General features: G+C 69.0%; 24 protein-coding genes. 13 read left to right on the forward strand and 11 right to left on the reverse strand.

The window, feature by feature from the left end:
- Positions 1-115 precede the first annotated feature (115 nt).
- Positions 116-913, reverse strand: coding sequence for an SDR family oxidoreductase (locus QR77_RS15230; protein WP_040022308.1), 798 nt, complete (start codon positions 911-913; stop codon positions 116-118).
- Positions 914-975: 62 nt separating this feature from the next.
- Positions 976-1971 (reverse strand): hypothetical protein, encoded by a 996-nt coding sequence (locus QR77_RS46655; protein ID WP_160310915.1) that lies wholly within the window; start codon positions 1969-1971, stop codon positions 976-978.
- A 394-nt stretch (positions 1972-2365) separates the two neighbouring features.
- Between QR77_RS46655 and QR77_RS15240 the strand changes: the two genes are divergently transcribed.
- Together QR77_RS15240 and QR77_RS15245 are read left to right on the forward strand one after the other, a co-directional pair.
- Entirely contained in the window at positions 2366-3289 is a 924-nt protein-coding gene (locus QR77_RS15240; RefSeq protein WP_150130379.1) for a class I SAM-dependent methyltransferase, read from the forward strand.
- A gap of 80 nt (positions 3290-3369) precedes the next feature.
- Positions 3370-3966: an exonuclease domain-containing protein gene (locus tag QR77_RS15245; RefSeq protein ID WP_040022311.1), complete on the forward strand. Its 597-nt coding sequence runs from the start codon at positions 3370-3372 to the stop codon at positions 3964-3966.
- Positions 3967-3982: 16 nt separating this feature from the next.
- Here QR77_RS15245 and QR77_RS15250 read toward each other — a convergent pair whose 3' ends face one another.
- The gene (locus tag QR77_RS15250; protein WP_040022312.1) at positions 3983-4816 is read right to left on the reverse strand and encodes a helix-turn-helix transcriptional regulator; all 834 of its coding nucleotides are present in this window, start codon (positions 4814-4816) and stop codon (positions 3983-3985) included.
- Positions 4817-4918: 102 nt separating this feature from the next.
- On the opposite strand from QR77_RS15250, the gene QR77_RS15255 reads away from it, so the two are divergent.
- Positions 4919-5629 carry an SDR family oxidoreductase gene (locus QR77_RS15255; protein WP_040022313.1) on the forward strand — a complete coding sequence of 237 codons (711 nt, stop codon included), beginning with the start codon at positions 4919-4921 and terminating at the stop codon, positions 5627-5629.
- A gap of 116 nt (positions 5630-5745) precedes the next feature.
- On the opposite strand, the gene QR77_RS45900 is transcribed toward QR77_RS15255, so the two are convergent.
- Together QR77_RS45900 and QR77_RS15265 are read right to left on the reverse strand one after the other, a co-directional pair.
- Positions 5746-6216, reverse strand: coding sequence for a hypothetical protein (locus QR77_RS45900; RefSeq protein ID WP_150130380.1), 471 nt, complete (start codon positions 6214-6216; stop codon positions 5746-5748).
- Between the two features lie 163 nt (positions 6217-6379).
- Positions 6380-6772: a MerR family transcriptional regulator gene (locus QR77_RS15265; protein ID WP_040022315.1), complete on the reverse strand. Its 393-nt coding sequence runs from the start codon at positions 6770-6772 to the stop codon at positions 6380-6382.
- A 130-nt stretch (positions 6773-6902) separates the two neighbouring features.
- Between QR77_RS15265 and QR77_RS48650 the strand changes: the two genes are divergently transcribed.
- Both QR77_RS48650 and QR77_RS15275 read left to right on the forward strand, forming a co-directional pair.
- A complete protein-coding gene (locus QR77_RS48650) occupies positions 6903-7601 on the forward strand; it encodes a hypothetical protein (RefSeq protein ID WP_052488767.1) in 699 nt (232 codons plus the stop codon).
- Positions 7602-7637: 36 nt separating this feature from the next.
- Positions 7638-8576: a chlorophyllase gene (locus QR77_RS15275; protein WP_040022317.1), complete on the forward strand. Its 939-nt coding sequence runs from the start codon at positions 7638-7640 to the stop codon at positions 8574-8576.
- Between the two features lie 185 nt (positions 8577-8761).
- Here QR77_RS15275 and QR77_RS15280 read toward each other — a convergent pair whose 3' ends face one another.
- Positions 8762-9169, reverse strand: a complete 408-nt coding sequence (locus QR77_RS15280; protein ID WP_052488768.1) for a hypothetical protein — start codon at positions 9167-9169, stop codon at positions 8762-8764.
- Positions 9170-9431: 262 nt separating this feature from the next.
- Here QR77_RS15280 and QR77_RS15285 point away from each other — a divergent pair, with 262 nt between their 5' ends.
- Together QR77_RS15285 and QR77_RS15290 are read left to right on the forward strand one after the other, a co-directional pair.
- Positions 9432-9797 (forward strand): hypothetical protein, encoded by a 366-nt coding sequence (locus QR77_RS15285; RefSeq protein ID WP_040022318.1) that lies wholly within the window; start codon positions 9432-9434, stop codon positions 9795-9797.
- Positions 9798-9922: 125 nt separating this feature from the next.
- A complete protein-coding gene (locus tag QR77_RS15290) occupies positions 9923-10330 on the forward strand; it encodes a hypothetical protein (protein WP_150130381.1) in 408 nt (135 codons plus the stop codon).
- Positions 10331-10365: 35 nt separating this feature from the next.
- Here the strand turns inward: QR77_RS15290 and QR77_RS15295 are convergent, their stop codons facing one another.
- Positions 10366-10758: a helix-turn-helix domain-containing protein gene (locus QR77_RS15295; RefSeq protein WP_078876695.1), complete on the reverse strand. Its 393-nt coding sequence runs from the start codon at positions 10756-10758 to the stop codon at positions 10366-10368.
- An 86-nt stretch (positions 10759-10844) separates the two neighbouring features.
- Between QR77_RS15295 and QR77_RS15300 the strand changes: the two genes are divergently transcribed.
- Positions 10845-11498, forward strand: a complete 654-nt coding sequence (locus QR77_RS15300; protein WP_040022320.1) for an NAD(P)H-binding protein — start codon at positions 10845-10847, stop codon at positions 11496-11498.
- A 189-nt stretch (positions 11499-11687) separates the two neighbouring features.
- Complete coding sequence (locus QR77_RS15305) at positions 11688-12911, forward strand: DUF3500 domain-containing protein (RefSeq protein ID WP_052488770.1); 1224 nt, start codon at positions 11688-11690, stop codon at positions 12909-12911.
- A 137-nt stretch (positions 12912-13048) separates the two neighbouring features.
- Here QR77_RS15305 and QR77_RS15310 read toward each other — a convergent pair whose 3' ends face one another.
- The gene (locus QR77_RS15310) at positions 13049-13954 is read right to left on the reverse strand and encodes an alpha/beta hydrolase (protein ID WP_173476308.1); all 906 of its coding nucleotides are present in this window, start codon (positions 13952-13954) and stop codon (positions 13049-13051) included.
- 357 nt (positions 13955-14311) lie between these two features.
- Between QR77_RS15310 and QR77_RS15315 the strand changes: the two genes are divergently transcribed.
- Positions 14312-15373, forward strand: coding sequence for an aldo/keto reductase (locus QR77_RS15315; RefSeq protein WP_236710664.1), 1062 nt, complete (start codon positions 14312-14314; stop codon positions 15371-15373).
- A gap of 46 nt (positions 15374-15419) precedes the next feature.
- On the opposite strand, the gene QR77_RS15320 is transcribed toward QR77_RS15315, so the two are convergent.
- The gene (locus tag QR77_RS15320) at positions 15420-15626 is read right to left on the reverse strand and encodes a DUF397 domain-containing protein (protein ID WP_040022322.1); all 207 of its coding nucleotides are present in this window, start codon (positions 15624-15626) and stop codon (positions 15420-15422) included.
- Entirely contained in the window at positions 15623-16444 is an 822-nt protein-coding gene (locus QR77_RS15325; RefSeq protein ID WP_040022323.1) for a helix-turn-helix transcriptional regulator, read from the reverse strand. The genes QR77_RS15320 and QR77_RS15325 overlap by 4 nt, the downstream gene beginning before the upstream one ends.
- A gap of 125 nt (positions 16445-16569) precedes the next feature.
- On the opposite strand from QR77_RS15325, the gene QR77_RS15330 reads away from it, so the two are divergent.
- The 3 genes from QR77_RS15330 to QR77_RS15340 are packed head-to-tail and all read left to right on the forward strand — an operon-like array spanning position 16570 to position 17215.
- Positions 16570-16755, forward strand: coding sequence for a hypothetical protein (locus QR77_RS15330; protein WP_040022325.1), 186 nt, complete (start codon positions 16570-16572; stop codon positions 16753-16755).
- The gene (locus tag QR77_RS15335) at positions 16752-16988 is read left to right on the forward strand and encodes a hypothetical protein (protein WP_040022327.1); all 237 of its coding nucleotides are present in this window, start codon (positions 16752-16754) and stop codon (positions 16986-16988) included. The genes QR77_RS15330 and QR77_RS15335 overlap by 4 nt, the downstream gene beginning before the upstream one ends.
- Positions 16985-17215 (forward strand): hypothetical protein, encoded by a 231-nt coding sequence (locus QR77_RS15340; protein WP_040022329.1) that lies wholly within the window; start codon positions 16985-16987, stop codon positions 17213-17215. The genes QR77_RS15335 and QR77_RS15340 overlap by 4 nt, the downstream gene beginning before the upstream one ends.
- A gap of 333 nt (positions 17216-17548) precedes the next feature.
- Here QR77_RS15340 and QR77_RS15345 read toward each other — a convergent pair.
- On the reverse strand, positions 17549-18152 hold a 604-nt coding region (locus tag QR77_RS15345; RefSeq protein ID WP_040022331.1), incomplete at its 5' end, for a maleylpyruvate isomerase N-terminal domain-containing protein.

The raw sequence follows: 18152 nt of genomic DNA on the forward strand, positions 1-18152 counted from the left end.
CCAGGATAGGAGCGTCGCGCCCGACGGGAAGGGAGGAGCGTTCTGCCCTCGGCAGACAGCGACGCGGACAGCCATGCGGACAGCAACGCGGACAGCGACGCACCAGGGCTGCTGCTCAGTAGTGGATCGGCCCGATCTGCCCGCCGCCGACGGCGATCGCCTCTCCGTTGATCGCCACGCTCAGCGGTGAGGCCAGGAAGACGACGGTGTGCGCGATCTCCTCCGCCGTGACCAGCCGGCCGATGCTGATCCCGGAGGCGAAGCGCCGTACGATCTCCGCTTCCTCGACCCCCTGCGCCTCCGCCATCGCGGCGAACGTCGCCGGGGACGCCTCGGTGATCGTCGCGCCCGGGTGGACGACCGTGACGTTGATCCCCTGAGGGCCGAGTTCGTCCCCGAGGTTCTTCGTCATCGCCGCCACCGCGACATTACGTATGGAGCCGATCACCGATCCGGTCTGCCGCGCGGCCAGCCCGCTCACATTGATGACGCGCCCCCAGCCCTGCGCCGCCATCAGGGGCGCGACGGCCCGCGCGCAGCGCAGATAGCCGAGGACCTTCGTCTCCACCTCGTGTCGCAGCCGGTCGTCGTCCACGTCGGCGAGCGCACTGGAGAACCCCGAAGTGGCGGGCGTAGCGGCGGAGTTGACGAGTATGTCCACTCCCCCGAACTCGCCGGCCGCGCGCCGCACCAGTCCCCGTACCGACGCTTCGTCCGTGGTGTCCGTCACCACGGCGAGCGCCCGGCCCCCGTCGGCGGCTATACGGGCGGCTGCCGCGTCGAGCGCGTCCTGCCCCCTGGCGGCCAGCACGACGGCGGCGCCTTCGGCGGCCAGTGCGCGGGCGACGGCGTACCCGATGCCCCTGCTCGCTCCTGTGACGATCGCGCGCTTCCCTGCGAGCTGGAGATCCATACGAGGCCGACTTCCTCTGCTGACTCTTGCAATTGGCTCTTGCAGTGCTTCTAACTGGTCGTTTACTTGGCCGTCAGTGTAGGTCGGGCCGCCGCGCGCGCTTCGGCGACCCTGGCTCGCACCGTCTCGGGCGGAAGGTACGGAGAGGACGCAGCGGACGCTTCAGGCCGTGCGCGCTCGCCCCGGCAGGTACCGCAGTCGCCGTCCTGGAGCGTCTCGGGACGGCCGGGGGCCCCGCACGTGGAGCACTCCATGAGACGCATCGGCGGGCGCGCGGCGGGCGGTACGTACGCGGGCGGCAGCTTGGCCGTCAGCCGCTGCCGGATGAATCCGGCCGGGTGCTGCACGGCCACGGGAAGCCGGTCGGTGAGCGCCCGCAGCACCATCTCCTCGGTGGCGCCCCGCTCGAACCACGCGGCGGCGAGCGGCTCCAGCGCCGCGCACTCGGCGGCGGACAACGACAGGTCCGGCTTACGGTGACCGAGCGCGGCGAGCGCGGCGTACGCGGGCGAACGCTCGGGGAGCCGGGCCGGAAGCCGCGAGCCGACGGTCTCAACCTCGCGGGGGTCGGACTCGGGCTCAGGCTCGGACTCGGGCTCGGGCCCGGGTTCATCCACCGCCACAGGTTCGCCGGAAGCAGCCGAAGGCGCCCGCACACCTTGATCGTCACCGGTCAGGTACGCGGCCCACGACGCCTCACTCATCGCCGTACGCGAGAACCACGTATGAGTGACCCAGCGCGCCGCGTGTTCGGTTACGAGATGCTCACGGCCCCGACGTAAGAACCCGGCCCGCTGAATGAGGCGCAGCGCGGTCCGCATGGCGCACTGCCCGTACGGAAGCACTTTGGCCAGCGCCTTTACCGAGATGTCAGCGCCGTCGGGAAGCCTGTCGATGTATCCGGCGACGGCCGCCTCGCGCGCCGGAAGAAGCGAGAAGTCGGCTGCGGCGGGGGCGGGTTGACTGGAAGTCGAACGCTTGCCGTAACCCGGGCTGGCCATCGGGTGCGTTGCTGCGTGCGCGGGACGGGGCACATCACTAAACTGGCTGTCAGCCACGGGATCACTCTCTAGTCGGAATTGGATCGCTCTCTGGGGAGCGATCTCGTCGGTCAGGCCCTCTCAGGTGCTCGATACACCTGCGGGGGCCGTTTACGTCTCTGTGGGCAAGCTAAACCGTCACCACCCAACGTGGCAAGCCGATCACTTGGCGTCAACATGCCAGGTGGGGAGGGTGGGTGGGAAAGACTTCCCTCCCATTCCGCTCAAGCAGGGCTCGAAGCACGGCACTTGAGCTTCGGGCCGAACGCAGCCTCCCAAAAGCCGCAGACCGCCCCGGAAAAACCCTCTCCCGTGTCCCGCCCATCCGGCACTTGAGCCCCGAGCCGACAACGCCGGGGACCACGGTGGAAATGTCGTTGCCGAGGGGTGTCTCCGACGGCAGGCTGGGCGGGTGGATGACCCGCAGCAAGCCCCTGGCAGGACCAACCGCAGCACGCCCGACTCCGGCACGCCCGACTCGGGCACTCCCGACTCGGGCACTCCCGACGCGACTCTCCAGACCCGGCGGATGTCGTTCAACGGCGCCGCCGAGACCTACCGACAGGGGCGCCCGCCGTACCCGGACGCGGTCTTCGACCTGCTGGCCGAGCGCTGTGGGCTACGGCCCGGCGCGCGCGTTCTGGAGATCGGCGCCGGTACGGGGCTCGCGACCGGGCCGCTCCTGGCCGCCGGGGCGCACGTCGTCGCCGTCGAACCAGGCGCGAACCTCGCCGCACTCCTCGCCGCGACCCACGCGGGCGACCGGCTCGATGTCACGGTCGCCGACTTCGAGACCGCCGAGCTGCCCGGCGGGTTCGATCTCGCGGTCGCGGCGACCGCGCTGCACTGGCTCGACCCCGTCACCTCGACCGAGAAGATCGCCGGCCTGGTCCGGCCCGGCGGGTGGCTGGCCGCCTGGTGGAACGAGTTCGGGGACACCAACCGGCCCACACTGTTCCGCGACCGGCTGGACGACGTATACCGCGACCTGCTCCCCGCCGAACCGGGCTACCTCCAGAGCCGGTCGACCGCGCTCGACAGCGACCGTTGGCGGCAACAGATCACCGGCGGCGGCTGGTTCGCCGATGTCTCCGTCGAGGTCATCGAATGGAACCAGACCCTGACCGCGCGAACCGCTCGTGCGCTGTGGTCGACCTTCCCGAACATCGTGGAACTCGCCCCGCCCGCCCGCGAGCAGTTCCTGACCCGGCTCGGCGCGCTCATCGACAGCGAGCCCGGCGGCACCGTGGAAGACCCGAGGCTCACGGTCGTCTACACGGCCGCCCGCACCGACGCCCGTACCGCGACACACACCACGACCGGCGCCACGACCTGATCGATCCGACGGCTCTTCGTCCACGCAGTACCCTCACCGAGACCGTACGCGACACCCCGCCCCTCGCGAGAGAGAACATCTTGTCAACCTTTGTTCTGTTCGACCTTGAATTCACTTCGTGGGCGGGCGCACTTGAACAGGGCTGGTCTGCACCGGGCCAGCTTCGCGAGATCGTACAGATCGGCGCCCTGCGCATCGGAGACGATTATTCCGTTGTCGAGGAGTACGAAGTCCTGGTCCGCCCGGTCGTCAATCCGGAGCTGTCCCCCTACTTCACCGACCTCACCGGCGTGACTCAGGAAATGGTGGACCGGGAAGGCATCGCCCCAGCTCAGGCGCTCGGGGATTTCCTCGGTTTCTGTCAGGGACAGTCCGCCCTCTCCTACGGCAACGACATGGTCGTCATCGGGGAGAACCTGGGCTGGGCGCGAGCCCGGGGGGAAGAGGTGAAGCACGGATTTCTCGGTACCAGTTTCTCGAATGTCCGACCGTGGCTGAATTCCGCCGTTCCCGAAACGGCGTCGGCCAATGTGGGGCGCCTGTGGGAAGTGCTCGGCCTGCCCAAACCCGCCGCAGGGCGTGAGCATTCCGCGCTTTTCGACTGCTATTCGTTCGCAGCGGCCATCAAGCACCTGTCCGTAACGGGGACCGCCCCCCTGCCCGGGGCCTTCCGCTGACCCCCGTACCCCGCCGTTATCCCACCAGGCTCTGCGTGCCGAGGACACCCAGCAGCGCGAGCCGTTCCGCGTCCTCGGTGCCGGGCTCGGCCGTGTAGATCATGATCCGCAGGTCGCTGCCCTCGACGCTGAGCAGGTCGCAGTCCAGCGTCAAGGCGCCCACCTGCGGGTGGTCGATGGTCTTGCGTGACGGCTGGAGTCCGTCGCCCACCGTTCCGGAGTCCCACAGCTCGGCGAACCGCTCACTGTTGGCGCGCAGTTCGGCCACCAGGCGCCGCAGCCGCTGGTCAGCCGGATACCGGTTCGCCGCCGTACGCACCCCGGCGACCTGCGCGGTCTCGACGTTGCGCCGCGACTCCGGCGTGTGGCGGACGCGGCTGCCCGAGCCGAGGAAGTCCCGCCACACCGCGTTGCGTTCCTTGCCGCGCCGCTCCCCCATCAACGCCACGTACAGCGGGTTGGCCAGCAGCAGCGTCCAGGTCGCGTCGGACACCGCGACGGGCGTCTCGGTCAGCCTGTCCAGCATCCGCTGCACGCTCGGCGTGATGTACGCGGGTACGGTGCCCTGCCCCGGCGGTACGAGCCCGGCGACGTTGAAGAGGTGCGCGCGCTCCGCCCCCGACAGGCGCAGGGCCCGGCCCAGGGCCTCGACGACCTGTTCCGACGGGTTGGCCGCCCGGCCCTGTTCGAGGCGGGTGACGTAGTCGACCGAGATCCCGGCCAGCAGCGCCAACTCCTCCCGGCGCAGCCCGGCCGCACGCCGATGGCCGCCGACGGGCAGCCCGGCCGCCTCCGGGGAGACCCGGTCGCGCCAGCGCCGCACCGTATGCCCGAACTCTGTGCCTGCCATGAGACCACTGTGCACCGGATTGGCCGGAACTTCCTGGTACTGGCAGTCCCAGGAAAACGGGACTCCTGGCTGCCCCGCCCGGCTCCACCGCATCGTGAAGGCATGACAACAACACTGATCACCGGAGCGAACAAGGGTCTCGGCTTCGAGACCGCCCGCCGGCTCATCGCCGAGGGCCACACCGTGTACGTCGGCAGCCGCGACGCCGAACGCGGACGCAGCGCCGCCGAGCGCCTGGGCGCGCGCACGGTGCAGCTCGACGTCACCGACGACGCGTCCGTGGAGGCGGCGGCGAAGGTCATCGAGGCCGACGGCGGGCTCGACGTACTGATCAACAACGCGGGCATCCAGGCGGAGATGAACGAAGCCAACGTCGCGAGCGGCGCCGCCGACACGACCGCCGACATGATGCGGACCACCTTCGAGACGAACGTCTTCGGTACCGTGCGCGTCCTCCACGCCTTCCTCCCGCTGCTGGCGCGCTCGGCCGCTCCGGTCGTGGTCAACATCAGCAGCGGCCTGGCCTCGCTGACGCGGGTCGCCACCCCGGGCACCCACACGTACGCGTACCCGGGCGTCGCCTACCCGGCGTCGAAGAGCGCGGTCAACATGGTCACCGTGCAGTACGCGAAGGCGTACCCGGAGATGCGGATCAACGCGGTGGAGCCCGGCTTCACCGCGACCGACCTGAACGGGCACAGCGGGATCCAGACCGTGGAGGAGGGCGTCGAGATCATCGTGCGCATGGCGCAGGTGGGCCCCGACGGCCCCACCGGTGGGTTCTTCGACGCCGAGGGCGTCCTTCCCTGGTAACCCCCGGGGGGATGGAGGAGGCGTGAAGCGTGCGGCGAGGTGGACAGATCGGCGTCGGCTGAGTAGACAGGCACGCGGAGGCTTCTGGGGACAGACGCGATGAACTGCCCTACGCATCAGGGCAGTTGAGCGGAGGCGGAGGCGGGAAGGGCAGTCTCGGCGCGTCGCGGAGGGACTGCAATGACAGCAACGGCGCCACCGGGCGGAACGTCGGCCCCGGAGCCGGAGCCGACTCCCGGGCCAAATGGTCGCGCCGGGTCGTCGTAGGCGAGGGTGAATTCGCGGATCTGCTCGACGAGGTCCTGGTGGGAGTCGAACTCGTCAGGAGGCGTGCTTGGGGGGTGGTGGACGACGAAGCGCGGGGGCTTGGCCGGCCAGGACCGGGTCGCCTTCGAGGTGTGCGAGGAGCCGTTGTCCAGGATCAGGTGGATCGTCGAATCCGCTGGGACGGCGTGCTCCAGCAATCGCGGGAAGGCGATGAAGGTGACCGGGTCGTTGCGCGTGATGTCCTCGCCCAGGACCTGCCCGGTGCGGACGTCCGGCGATGACGGCGTTCGCGGTGCCCTGTGCGCAGGCCAGGGCGACATGCGCTCGCCGCACCCGCCGCAGCGGCGCCGTTCGCGAGCTCGCCAGTTCTCGTAACAGCGCGAGCTGGTCACTGTTCCAGAGCACCGCGAACGGACTGGACGACGTCATCCCCCCACCTTCCCGAGCTTCTTGATCACCACCACGGAGGGTGGCACCGCTGACCTACGCCGGAGCGGTCGATGCCGGGTCGGGCCGGCAGGGGGTCCCGGTGTCCATGGATGCGGAGGCACTGGCGATGACCGAGTCGAGCCGGTCTCGGGTGTGCGTGAGATCGGCGATGTGCTGGTCGAGGTGACCGCGCTCCACAGCCAGGCGGTCCAGGAGTTCGGGTGTGGCCTTGCCGTCGAGGACGCAGGGCGTGAGCTCGGCGATGGTCTTGCTCGACAGGCCGGCGGTGAACAGCTCCCGGACCAGGAGGATCCGGGCGACCGCAGTTTCCGGGTAGTGACGCTGGCCGGTGTTGCTGCGCCCGGCGGTGAGCAGGTTCTGCTCCTCGTAGTACCGCAGGGCCCGGGTGCTGACGCCTGTGCGGCGGGCGAGTTCCCCAATGCGCATTCCGAGCTCCATGTGATCTACGCCATAACGACTTGCCTTTGACGTCGACGTCAAGTTTTAGCGTAGCCGACATGCCCCCGAGGTTTTCGCCCGATACGCCCCGGGCCGCGTGTACGAAATGGAGCTTGCCATGAGTGAGGACATCGTCCAGGCCCGGCGAGTGATCGGCGTCGAAGAGCACGCCTGGACACCCGAACTGCGTAAGGCCCTGCCGAAGTGGGGCGGCGACCAGACCGTCAACAAGCTGAGCAGCCGCGGCGAGGTGAGCCGGCGGCTGCTCGACGTCGGTGAGGAGCGTCTGGCGCGGATGGATGCCAGTGGTGTGGACATGGAGGTCCTGTCCATCACCACCCCCGGGACTCAGCCCCTGCCTGCACGGGCGGCGATCCCACTCGCACGGAAAGCCAATGACGTGCTCGCGGACGCCGTGCGGCGCCACCCCGACCGCTCGCCGCCTTCGCCACGCTACCCATGTCTGACCCGCGGGCAGCCGCTACCGAACTGGATCGCGCCGTCACCGGGATGGGACACGTCGGCGCGATGCTCTTCCCGCGCACGGGCGAGAGGTTCCTGGACCACGACAGCTTCCGGCCTGTGTTCGAGGCCGCTGCCCACCTCGGCGTGCCGCTGTACATACACCCGGCCCTGCCGCCCAGGAAAATCTTCGACGCCGCCTACAGCGGGCCTGGGAGGCGTCGACTCCCGCGGCTCATTCGCCGGCCCCGGCGGCGCCCGCGCCTTCGTCGACACCGCCCCCCTCGACGAGCAGGGCAGGGCGAAGCTCGGTCACCTCAACGCCGAACGCATCCTCAGCCTCAAGACCACCTGACCCGCCACCCGCACCACACCGGAAAGAAGCACGCACATGACCACCCATCAGACGACCGGCCTGACCGGCCCCGCTCCCACCCCGACCGTAACGGTCAAGCCGATCGCGCTGCCCGCACCCCAGCGCGGCCAGGACCTGCACGTACGCGTTTCCGCACCGCTCACTGGCACACGCCTGCCGATCGTGCTCTTCGCACACGGATTCGGCTCCGACCTGGACGGCTACGCACCGCTGGTCGACCACTGGGCCTCTCATGGCTTCGTGGTGATCCAAGCCACGCATCTCGACTCCAAGCGGGTCGCCATCGCCGCGGACGACCCCCGCAGGCCCCACCTGTGGCGCTACCGCGTGCAGGACATGAAGCGCATCCTGGATGAGCTCAAGCCGCTGGAGGCATCCGTGCCCGGCCTGACCGGCCGGGTCGACCACAGCAGCATCGTCGCAGCGGGCCACTCCTTCGGAGGCCAGACCGCGGGCCTCCTGGTGGGTCTGCGCGTCACCAACCCCCAGACCGGCACCGCCGACGACCTGTCCGACTCCCGGGTCATGGCCTGCATCCAGTTGGCCACGGCCGGCAAGGGCGGCGACGAACTGACCCCCTTCGCCCACGAGAACCTTCCCTGGCTCCGCGACCAGGACTTCTCCCACATCACCGCCCCCGGACTGGTGGTCGCCGGCGACAAGGACGACCTCCCGCTCACCACCCGAGGACCCGCCTGGACAAGCGACCCCTACACCCTCAGCCGCGGTGACAAGAGCCTGCTCACCGTCTACGGCGGCGAGCACTTCCTCGGCGGCATCTCCGGCTACCGGGCAGCAGAGACCACCGACGAGGACCCCAGCCGCGTCGCCCTCGTCCAGCAGGTCACCCTCGCCTACCTACGCCACATCACCGGTATCGACCACACCGACTGGCAGATGGCCCGGTCCGTCCTCGCCGACGCCCACGCGCTGGGGCGGCTGGACAGCAAGTGACCCTCGGCGGTTGAAATACACGCCTTCGTCCGCCCAGCGACCCCCCGTAGGACCAACGCGGGGCGGCACTGGTGCCGGCGTGACCCGGCCGGCATCACTGCGATGGTTCGGGTGTACGAGCGGTGTAGCCGTGTCCGGTCTTGCCGCTCCTCGCTCACCCGGGCGCCGCGCCGGGACCGGGCCGATTAACGGCTGAACCAGTTCTGTGCCGGTTCGCTGAGCATCGTCCGCAACATGAGGACGGCGATCACCAGCCCGACGCCTGCGGAAGGAACTCCTTCGACGAAGACATTGATCAGTGAGACCAGCACGATCGCGCACTCAATGACAAGAACGGTGCCCCGTACCCAGCCGAACCGCTTCCACGCGAAGACGCCGGAGAGGAGGAGACCGACCGACGCGCAAAGGGAGGCGTATACGGAGAACCGGACCAGGCCGAGATCCGCGACCTCCTGACCATGATCCAAACGGTCGTTCATCAGACTCAGGAGGAGTAATCCGGCGAGGCCGTTGAGTACAGCCTGGACCCACACCCCCACCATTACGGCCTTGACGCCCCCGGGCATACGCTCCGCCACCGACTGAGTGACCATGAGTTCCCGCTCCTCTTCCCTCGCCCACTTCAAGCCCGACACGGCGGTGGATTCCGCCCCGCCCCACAGTCCCGCATGTGTTTCGGGACCGGTCCCGAAACTGCCGTCAATGCGTGACTGCCGGCGGATCGTCCTCCAACTGGCCTGTTCCGCAAGCCTGTTCGCCGCTGGTGTACGGCACCGTCGTGCTGGCCGTGTGCCGAACCAGTGCCGCGTCAGGCGACGTTCGCCCTGCCGGGAGTGCTCTGGGAGGATCAGCCACATGGACGAGAAAGCCCTCCCCGTTCTTCACGTCAAGGATGAGACCGGGGCGGTCGGGTGGTGTGGCCGTCGGGGCTTCACCAAGCATGTGAAGAGTTACGTGGTCGCGCTCCTGCTCTCTCCGCTGCTGCTTGTATCCGGGTGCAAGGGCGTTTACGCGCAGCAGTACGAGAAGGGCTATCGCTTCGGCCAAGGCGGACCTGCGGGACATCTCGGCGATCCCACTTCTTTCGACAACACCGGCGCGGCGAAGTCGGAGTGCGACGAGCACGCGGAGGCACTGGAAGTGGAAACGTCCCAGCAGTGGATGGCGGGCTGCGTCGACGGTGCCCTGGGCCGACCGGCCGCCCCACCCACATCTCGTTAGCCTCCCGCCGCGAGGGGAAGAGCACTTTCCGGGTGAAGCTGCATGTCGCGGGCCCTGCCCGGGTGTTCGCGTTGAGGGTGACGGCGGATGGGGGGCGCCGGCGGTTGGCTGCCACAATGGCCGGCATGGACGCAGCAGAAACCGGGAGCAGCCTCGGACAAGCCCGCTGGTCCCACCGTGATTCGGCGCGCCCGCCCCTGCCCCTCTGGGCGCCGCCGGTGTGCGCGGTCATGTTCGGGGCTGCCGTGGTCCTTCAGGCTCCCGACGACGGCATGCCGGGCCTGACGGCTTCCCTCATCAGCCTCGTCCTCGCCCTCGGCGCCTATGCGCTGATCGCTGGCATCCGCGCTCGCCAGGGCACGCGGAGGCGCGTTTCCCCGTGGGCCCAGGCCGCGGCGGTGGCCGGCGCCGTCGCCCTCTCGACGTCCTCCCTCAACAGCACCGGCACGTCCGGACTGCGCTGGTTCCATGTCGCCCTGGGGGTCGTCGTCGCCGGGGTCGTCCGGTACCGGCTGCGAAGGAACGCCCCGTAGCTCGATAGCGCGGCCACCTCCGGCGATCCGGGGAGTCAGGAGGAGGTCGGTCCCCGGTCGTAGGCGTCCTGCGACGCTGACACGTTGCCGAGGTTCGCGATCGCCCATTGCTCCAGCGCGCGCAGCGGCTCGCGCAGGGTGCGGCCCGCCTCGGTGAGCGTGTACTCGACGCGGACCGGGACTTCGGGGTGGACGGTGCGGTGCACGAGTCCGTCCCGTTCGAGCCCGCGGAGCGTCTGGGTGAGCATCTTCTGCGAGATGCCCTCAACGCGTCGGCGCACCTCCGAGAAGCGGACACTGCCGTCCCAGAGGGCCCCCACTATGAGCACCGTCCAACGGTCGCCGATGCGATCCAGGATGTGGCGAGTCGGGCAGTCAGCGCGGTAGGGGCTGCCGCCGAGCACCGACTCGGCCTGAGTGGTTACCACAAAGTGCCTTCTTCCCGTTGGAGAGCTGCTCTCCTACGGTAATCGCATCGCGTCGTTCGGCGCATCCGTCCGGAGGAAGGCACCTCGTGTCCCGCATTACAGTCATCGGCGGCACCGGCTATGCCGGTTCGGCCATCGTCGCGGAGGCCGCTGCCCGCGGTCACCAGGTCACCGCACTGAGCCGCTCGCTCCCCGAATCGCCGGTCCCGAACGTGGCCTATGTCCAAGGCGACGCCACCGACGAAGCGACGCTCTCGGCAATCGTCGAGGGCGCGGACGTCGTCGTGGGCGCACTCGCCTCACGCGGCCCGCTGGCCGGCACCGGCACCTTCCGCGACGTCCACCGCACCCTCGCGCGTCTGGCCGAAGCGGCGGGCGTGCGGCTGTTCGTCGTCGGCGGCGCCTCGTCGCTGCGTCCCGCGCCCGGGGCGGACCGCTTCGTCACCGACCTCAGCGACATCCCCCCGGAGTTCCACGACGAGGTCCGCGCCGGGGCGGCGCTGATCATCGAGGACCTCCCGGCCACGCCCGCGACACTCGACTGGGTCTTTGTGAGCCCGGCGCTCAGGTTCGGCGCGCATGTGCCCGGCGATCGACTCGGCCGCTATCGGCTCGGCGACGACGTATCGGTTCAGCCCGAGGACGGCGGCGCGATCTCCGCCGCGGACTACGCCCTCGGGTTCGTCGACCTGATCGAGAAGAACGACCACCACAGGGCACAGGTCAACCTCAGCCACTGAGACCGCTTCCCGCGACGGACCGGTCCGCGCCCGGAGATCAGTCACGCACGGCGAATCCGCCGAACACGACGACGGATCGCGGACGTCGGTCCGGTCCGCGTCCGGGACCGAGCGACGTCCTCGCTGTCCCCGCCGAGTAAAGACGTCCTCGCTGTCCCCGCCGGCCATAGGGCCGAGTAAAGGAGAGACATGTCCCGCCGACCACGCCGGGAAGACTTCCCCCTGCCGACCACTCGCAGCGATCTGCCGATCGTCGACTCCCATCTCTTCGAGGACCTGATCCCGCCCGAGGCGGCCTTCGAGCTGACCGCGGGCATACGCCGCCATCGCGAGCCGTACGTCGGCATCACCGAGAACGGCACCCCGCGCCCCGGCCTCTACCGTCTCAACCACGCGGTGGCCTCCCCGAAGACCGCCGCCCTGGCGGCCCGGACCTACCTGGACGGGCTGGCGCCCCACCAGAGGGTGGTCGCCGCCCTGCCGATGGACGCCCCGGAATGGCGGTTGTGGACGAACGCGATCCCGACATGGCACCCCAAGGGCATGCGCCTGGAGCGTCTCGCCGACGGTGACCGGGACCGCGCACTCGCCGTCGTCGAGTCGAGCCTCAGTCCGGCCGGGTACGCCCAGGTGCGTGCGGCGATGGCGCTCAACGAGCACCTGGGCGAGCTGATCGACGACCACCGGGACACCCTCACGGAGTTCGCCTACTGGTTCACCGTCTTCGGGACTCCTTCGGGCGACTCCCCATGGGGATGGCAACTGATGGGCCATCACGTGGACCTGCACTGCGTCTTCGTCGGAGGGCAGGTGGTGCTCGCCCCCGTGTTCCTCGGTGCCGAGCCGACGACCGGGACGGGACGGTTCGAGGGCGTCACAGTCTTCGGCGACGAGACCGAGGTCGCCCTGACGTTCCGCCGCACCCTGGACCCCGACCGTGAGGGTGAGTTCCTGATGGGGCCCTCGCTTCGCACGGAGGACCTTCCGCCCGAACTCGCGGGCCCGAACGGCCGGCAGCTCGCCGGCGCGGGCAGTGACAACCTCGTCCTGCCTCCCGAGGGGATCGTCGGGGCAAGCCTGCCTGCCGACCAGCGTGACGGTCTGGTGGAGCTGATCCGGGTCTATCTCGACCGTCTCCCGCTGCCACAGGCCGAGCACACCCTGGCGCTCGTCCGTGAGCACTTCGACGAGACCCGATTCGCCTGGCGCGGCGGCCACGACGACGAGTCCGCCTTCTACTACCGGATCCACTCACCCGTACTTCTGGTCGAGTACGACAACAATCCCGGCGTCTTCCTCACCAACACCGAGCCCGCCCGCTTCCACGTCCACACCATCGTGCGGGCCCCCAACGGCAACGATTACGGACGTGACCTCCTCGCCCAGCACTACCGCCTCCACCACGGCGGTTGACCGGACCAGGACTCGTCGAGCACCCGGCGGTCAGCCCGCCACCGCTCCCGGGCAGAGGGCCTCTTGGCCCGCGATTTCTTCGAGTGCCCCATCCCCTTATCCCCTTATCCCCCTTATCCCGTATCCCCCTGCCCCCCCTATCCCCCCTGCGCCGCGAGCGTGTCCAGGATTTCCGCGACCGGGACGGGATCCAGCGGGCCGACGTGTGACGCCCCGGGAAAATCGTGCACGCGAAAGCGGTTGCCGGGCGTGAACGCGTCGGCTTCCGCGATCATCCTGTCCTGGAGTGCGGTGGCGATCGTCCGGTCCCTGCCGAAACGCAGGTAGGTACGGGGAACGCGTCCCCAGCCACCGGCCCGGCCGACCGCCCGGCCCGCATAAGCGGCGACGGGCTCGTCGGTCTGCATGCCGGCCAGGATCCGGCGGAATTCGGCGTCGGGGTAGTCCGCACAGATCATCTCCTTCAGGAGGGCCAGCTCACCGCTGTCACCTGTCCGGAAGTTCAGTCGCAGGACACCGAGCCGGTCCGGGTCACCCACCGTCAGCTCGACCGGGCTGACGGCGTTCGCGTTCTCGGGTGCCGCCGTGCAGGCGTCCGCCGTGGGCAGGACACGGCTGGGACAGAAGGCCGCCATGTAGCAGATGTGGTGCAGCAGATGCGGGACGGCGTCGCCGACACGGCTGACCGATACGCCACCCAGGCTGTGCCCGACCAGCACCACCGGGCCGTTCCGTGCCGCCCGCCGCACGATGCCCGTGACGCGCGCCTCGTAGTCCTCCAGCGCGAGGCCCTTCAGCGGGGAAGGCTCGGCCGCCATCGCTTCGAGGTCCTGCCGCTGATACGACTCCGGCACGAAAGCCTCCGCGCCGTGCCGCGGCTGGTCCACCGTGACGACGCGGTGACCGCGCAACGTCAGCTCCCGCGCGATCGGCGTCCAGAACGCACCGGCGCTGTGGGTGCCGTGCACCAGTACGTAGGTGGTGGGCCCGCGACGCGGGTCCGCCGCGGCCGGCGAGGCTCCGAGCCCGGTGGCCAGTGCCATGCCCCCCACCGCGAGTCCCAGCCCACGCAGTGCCGTCCGCCGGGTGGAACCTCTTCGTTCTTCGTTCGTCGCATTCATCATGAACACGACGCTATTGACGGGCCGCTCGGCCGGCCAGCGGTCCGGCACCACCACAGGGGTGGCCCCAGCACCACCTTCCAATAGAGCCGTTCCACGTGGTCCGGAAGCGTGTGGAACTCCCGTGATCACGGGCAGAGCGTCGTCTTCGTTTCGGGGTAGCACTCGCGTTCCTAGGAAGCGCCCGGCCTCTCTGATCGCGCGACTCAGGAGGCCGCATGTGCTGAAATGTCAAGGAAACAGGGACCGGTCGGGGATTCGGTGCGTGATCTTCACTGCTTGTACCGCGCCGTTCGCATGCGTCCCTTTCCCCACCGATCCCGCTATTGCTCGCAGAAAGATGGAGTCATGGAAAATCGCGCACTGGGGAGCCAGGGGCTCGTGTCCTCCGCCGAGGGACTGGGCTGCATGGGACTTTCGGGATCCTACGGAGCCGCGGACGACCTGGAATCCGTCAAGACCATTCAGCGGGCGGTAGAACTCGGCGTGACCATGTTCGACACCGCCGATCACTACGGGGCCTTCTCCGGCGAGAAGATCCTGGGGCGTGCGTTGGCCGGCCGGCGCGACGGCGTCGCCATCGCCAGCAAATTCGGCGGGGCCGAAATGGACGACGAAGGACGGACGGTCGGTGCGGCCAACGGGCGTCCCGAGTATGTGCGCGCGAGCGTCGAACGCTCTTTGCGTCATCTCGACACCGATCACATCGACCTCTACTACCAGCACCGAGTCGATCCCCGAGTACCGGTGGAGGAAACCTTCGGCGCGCTGGGAGAGTTGGTGGCCGCGGGAAAGGTACGCCACCTCGGGCTCTGCGAGGTGCGGCCCGAAACCATCAGAAGGGCGCACGCCACCGCGCCGTTGACAGCGGTGGAGAGCGAATACTCACTGTTCGCGCGCGACATCGAGTCGAACGGCGTACTGGAGACCGTGCGGGAACTGGGGATCGGATTCGTGTCCTACGCCCCGCTCGGCCGGGGCTTCCTGACCGGGACGGTACGTTCCACCGACGCGCTCGCCGAACAGGACCTGCGTCAGATTTACCCCCGCTTCGAGAAGGAGAATTTCGACGCCAACCTGACGCTGCTCGCGCAGGTCGAGCAGATCGCCACCGGTCTCGGGATCAGCAGCACACAGCTCGCTCTGGCGTGGGTCATCGCGCAGGGGAAGGACGTCTTCGCCATTCCCGGAACCCGCACCCGCCGGCACCTGGAGGAGAACGTCGCGGCGGCGGCGGTATCGCTGGACACAGAGACACTCCGGACCCTGAGCGAGGTGGCCGCCGACAGTGAGATCCAAGGCGCCCGCGTCTCCTCGATGGACGTCGGAATCCAGCTCTAGGGGTCGTCGTCCTCCACCGCCGTACCCTGCCCCTCCGGGGGGCGGGTCAGGACTGTGAGGAACGCAGACCGGAAACGAAGGTGGACCAGGCGGCAGGGGTGAGCATGAGCGCCGGCCCGGCAGGGACCTTCGAGTCACGCACGGGGACGACGCCCGGAACGCCGGAGGCGACCTCGACGCAGTTGCCGCCGTTGTTGCTGCTGTAACTCGACTTCCGCCACTCGACGCCGGGCTGACTGCTCACGCTGGTCATGGTCTCAGTTCCTTCAAAGCGTCGACAATCAGGTCGATTGACTGGTTGGGCGAAAGAGCTTCCGCCCTGAGCAAATCATAGGTGTGTGCCGCTGTCTCGATGTGCTCCTGTTCAGCGAGGATCTGCCCTTGCAGGAAGCCATCGACGTACACCACGTCCCTGCCCTCATCCAGGTTGAGGGCAGAGAACGGACCGCCCACACCCGCGTGGCACCCCGCGCTGTACGGCATGATCTGGAGCACATTCTTGGGCGTTTGCGCCGCAGACAGCAGCGCCTCAAGTTGACCACGCATCATGTCAACGCTCCCCATGCTGCGACGGATGACAGACTCATCCAGCACCGTCCACAACTCTGGTCGGTTCTTGCGCGCGAAGATGCGCTGCCGGTCGAGCCTTCCGACTACCAGTTCCTCGACCTTGTCAACGTCCGGTCGACCTGCGGAAAGCACGGCTCGCGCGTACTCCTCCGTCTGCAACAACCCCGGCACGACCTGCGCTTCGAACGAGCGGATCTTCGTCGCGGAGGCCTCAAGCTCCACGTACGGCCTGAACCACTTCGGGTACGCGTACTTGATCGTCAAGGGCCAGAGCCGGATGAAGTGATCGTCCGTTCCGAACAGCCTGTCCGCGACCTTCGACAGGTCCTCCGACGGCAGCCGCTTCGCCGCCTCGATCTTGTTGAGCAGCGACGGGGCCATCAACGCCTGCTGCGCCAGGGCGCGTTGAGTCATGCCCGCCATCTCACGCTTTCGCCGTAGGTCCGTTGCGTAGAACGCCAGTACGGAATCCGACGGGTCCAACTCATCCGCGTACGACATGTGCGGCCAACCCCTTCACTTGAAAGCCCCAGAAGTCAACGCCGCCCCCCTGTTGGAATGCAGCCAAGAGGACCGACCTTTAGGGCACAGACAGTAATTGAGTCCTAACGGAAGGCGCACCCCCCATGCGTGAGCGAGCCCCGAACCAGACCCACCTGGAACCTTTGTTCGAGCCTGGGGTCACGGTCCACGGCTGGGGCCTTTGGCGGCGGGCGTCCGAGAGCCGTCCGTACGCGACGTACGCGGCCTACGCCCCCGCGACCGCCGCCTTGCTCTCCCGTGTGCTCCGTGGCCTGAAGGAGCTGGTGTGAACGGCATGCTGGAAGGGGACGGGGACTTCTCGTCCGGGTCCGGGCTGCGGTGGCCGCCGTGCGAATGCGGGGCGGTCCGGTGTCCCGACTACGTGGCGCCCGGGTGCGACGTGTGTACCGCGCTGATCGCGCAGCGTGAGGAGGCGCGCAAGGCGGGCGACAACCTGACGGTGCGGCACTCGAACCAGGAGTTGTCGAACCATCCGCACCGCCGCGCCGGGGACGCGCGATGAAGCCGCCCGGCCTGCGCGTCGGCATGGTCGTCTACGACAAGTCCAACGAAATGGTCGCTGTCGTGGACGACTTCGTCGGCCCGTTCGTCTGCCTCAGCCGCCCCACCGGGCTCACCTGGCGGAGCCGGTGGTTCTCCGTACGCGAAGGCACCCCGTACGAGCAGCGGCAACTGCGCGCCATAGCCGCCCTCCACAGGCTCCGCCACAAGGGCCTGGGCGGCGGCTGATCCAGGCAGGTCCGATGACGTCGGCCGTCCTGCGCGCCTTCCCCTCGTCTCACGGCTGGGCCGGAAGTGCCTTCTTGCCCGCTGTGAAGGTGATGGCGACAGGTGAGTGTTTGCGACATGAATCCGTTTTCCCGGCAGCCGGGTTGAGGCCGCCTGGCGTCCATCCGCCCGTGCTTTCAAAAGGAGCAGCAATCCAATGAGTGACCACCGAAGCGCCGCCGTTGCGCCCGACCCCCCTGCTGGTGGCCGTAGAAGTGCTGGGCGGCAGCCCCGGGCCCAGTGGCGCCCGCAGGAGCGCGCGCACCACCGACAGTCGCGTCACACGTGCGCGTTTTACGCGTTCGGGTCCCAGTCTGCGAGCTGTTCCATCGGCTCGGTGTCGCCGGTGGTCTCCAGGCCGTCGAGCGGGACGCGCTCGTAGAAGTAGAGGATCAGTTCGCTCGCTGCGCCTCGCATCGCCATGTCGCCCGGCTCAGCGTCGGCGGCGAGGTCGTCGCAGCGGACGCCGTCGGCGTTGAGGGTCAGGCGCCAGGAGCGGCCCTCGGTCGTGTGCAGGTCGATGGTCGCCGGCGTGAACGGCCAGGGGACGGTCGTCGCCGAGACGGTCGTCAGGAACTCGTCGACGCCCTCGACCGCGACGTCAGTCGGCAGCGGCTGTGCGGCCCCCTGGGTGAGCTGCGCGTCGTAGGTGTGGACGGCGATCTCCTGGATCTGGTGCCGGGCCACGGCTCCGCTGGTCTCCGGGGCCTGCGAGCGGCCCCACCAGGTCCAGCAGCCGCGGTCCGGGCCGGCCTCGCGCATCGCGTCGAGCATGAGCTGGCTCGACTCGGCGAGCCAGGCGTCCAGGGCTTCGCGGTCGCGGGGCGCGGTCGGGGCGCCCTTCGGGTCCGTCCTCGCCGGGGGCTCAGCGCCCGGGCCCGCCGCGACGATGGCGGCC

Source organism: Streptomyces sp. 150FB (assembly GCF_000818195.1).
In the GTDB taxonomy this organism is placed as follows: Bacteria; Actinomycetota; Actinomycetes; order Streptomycetales; family Streptomycetaceae; genus Streptomyces.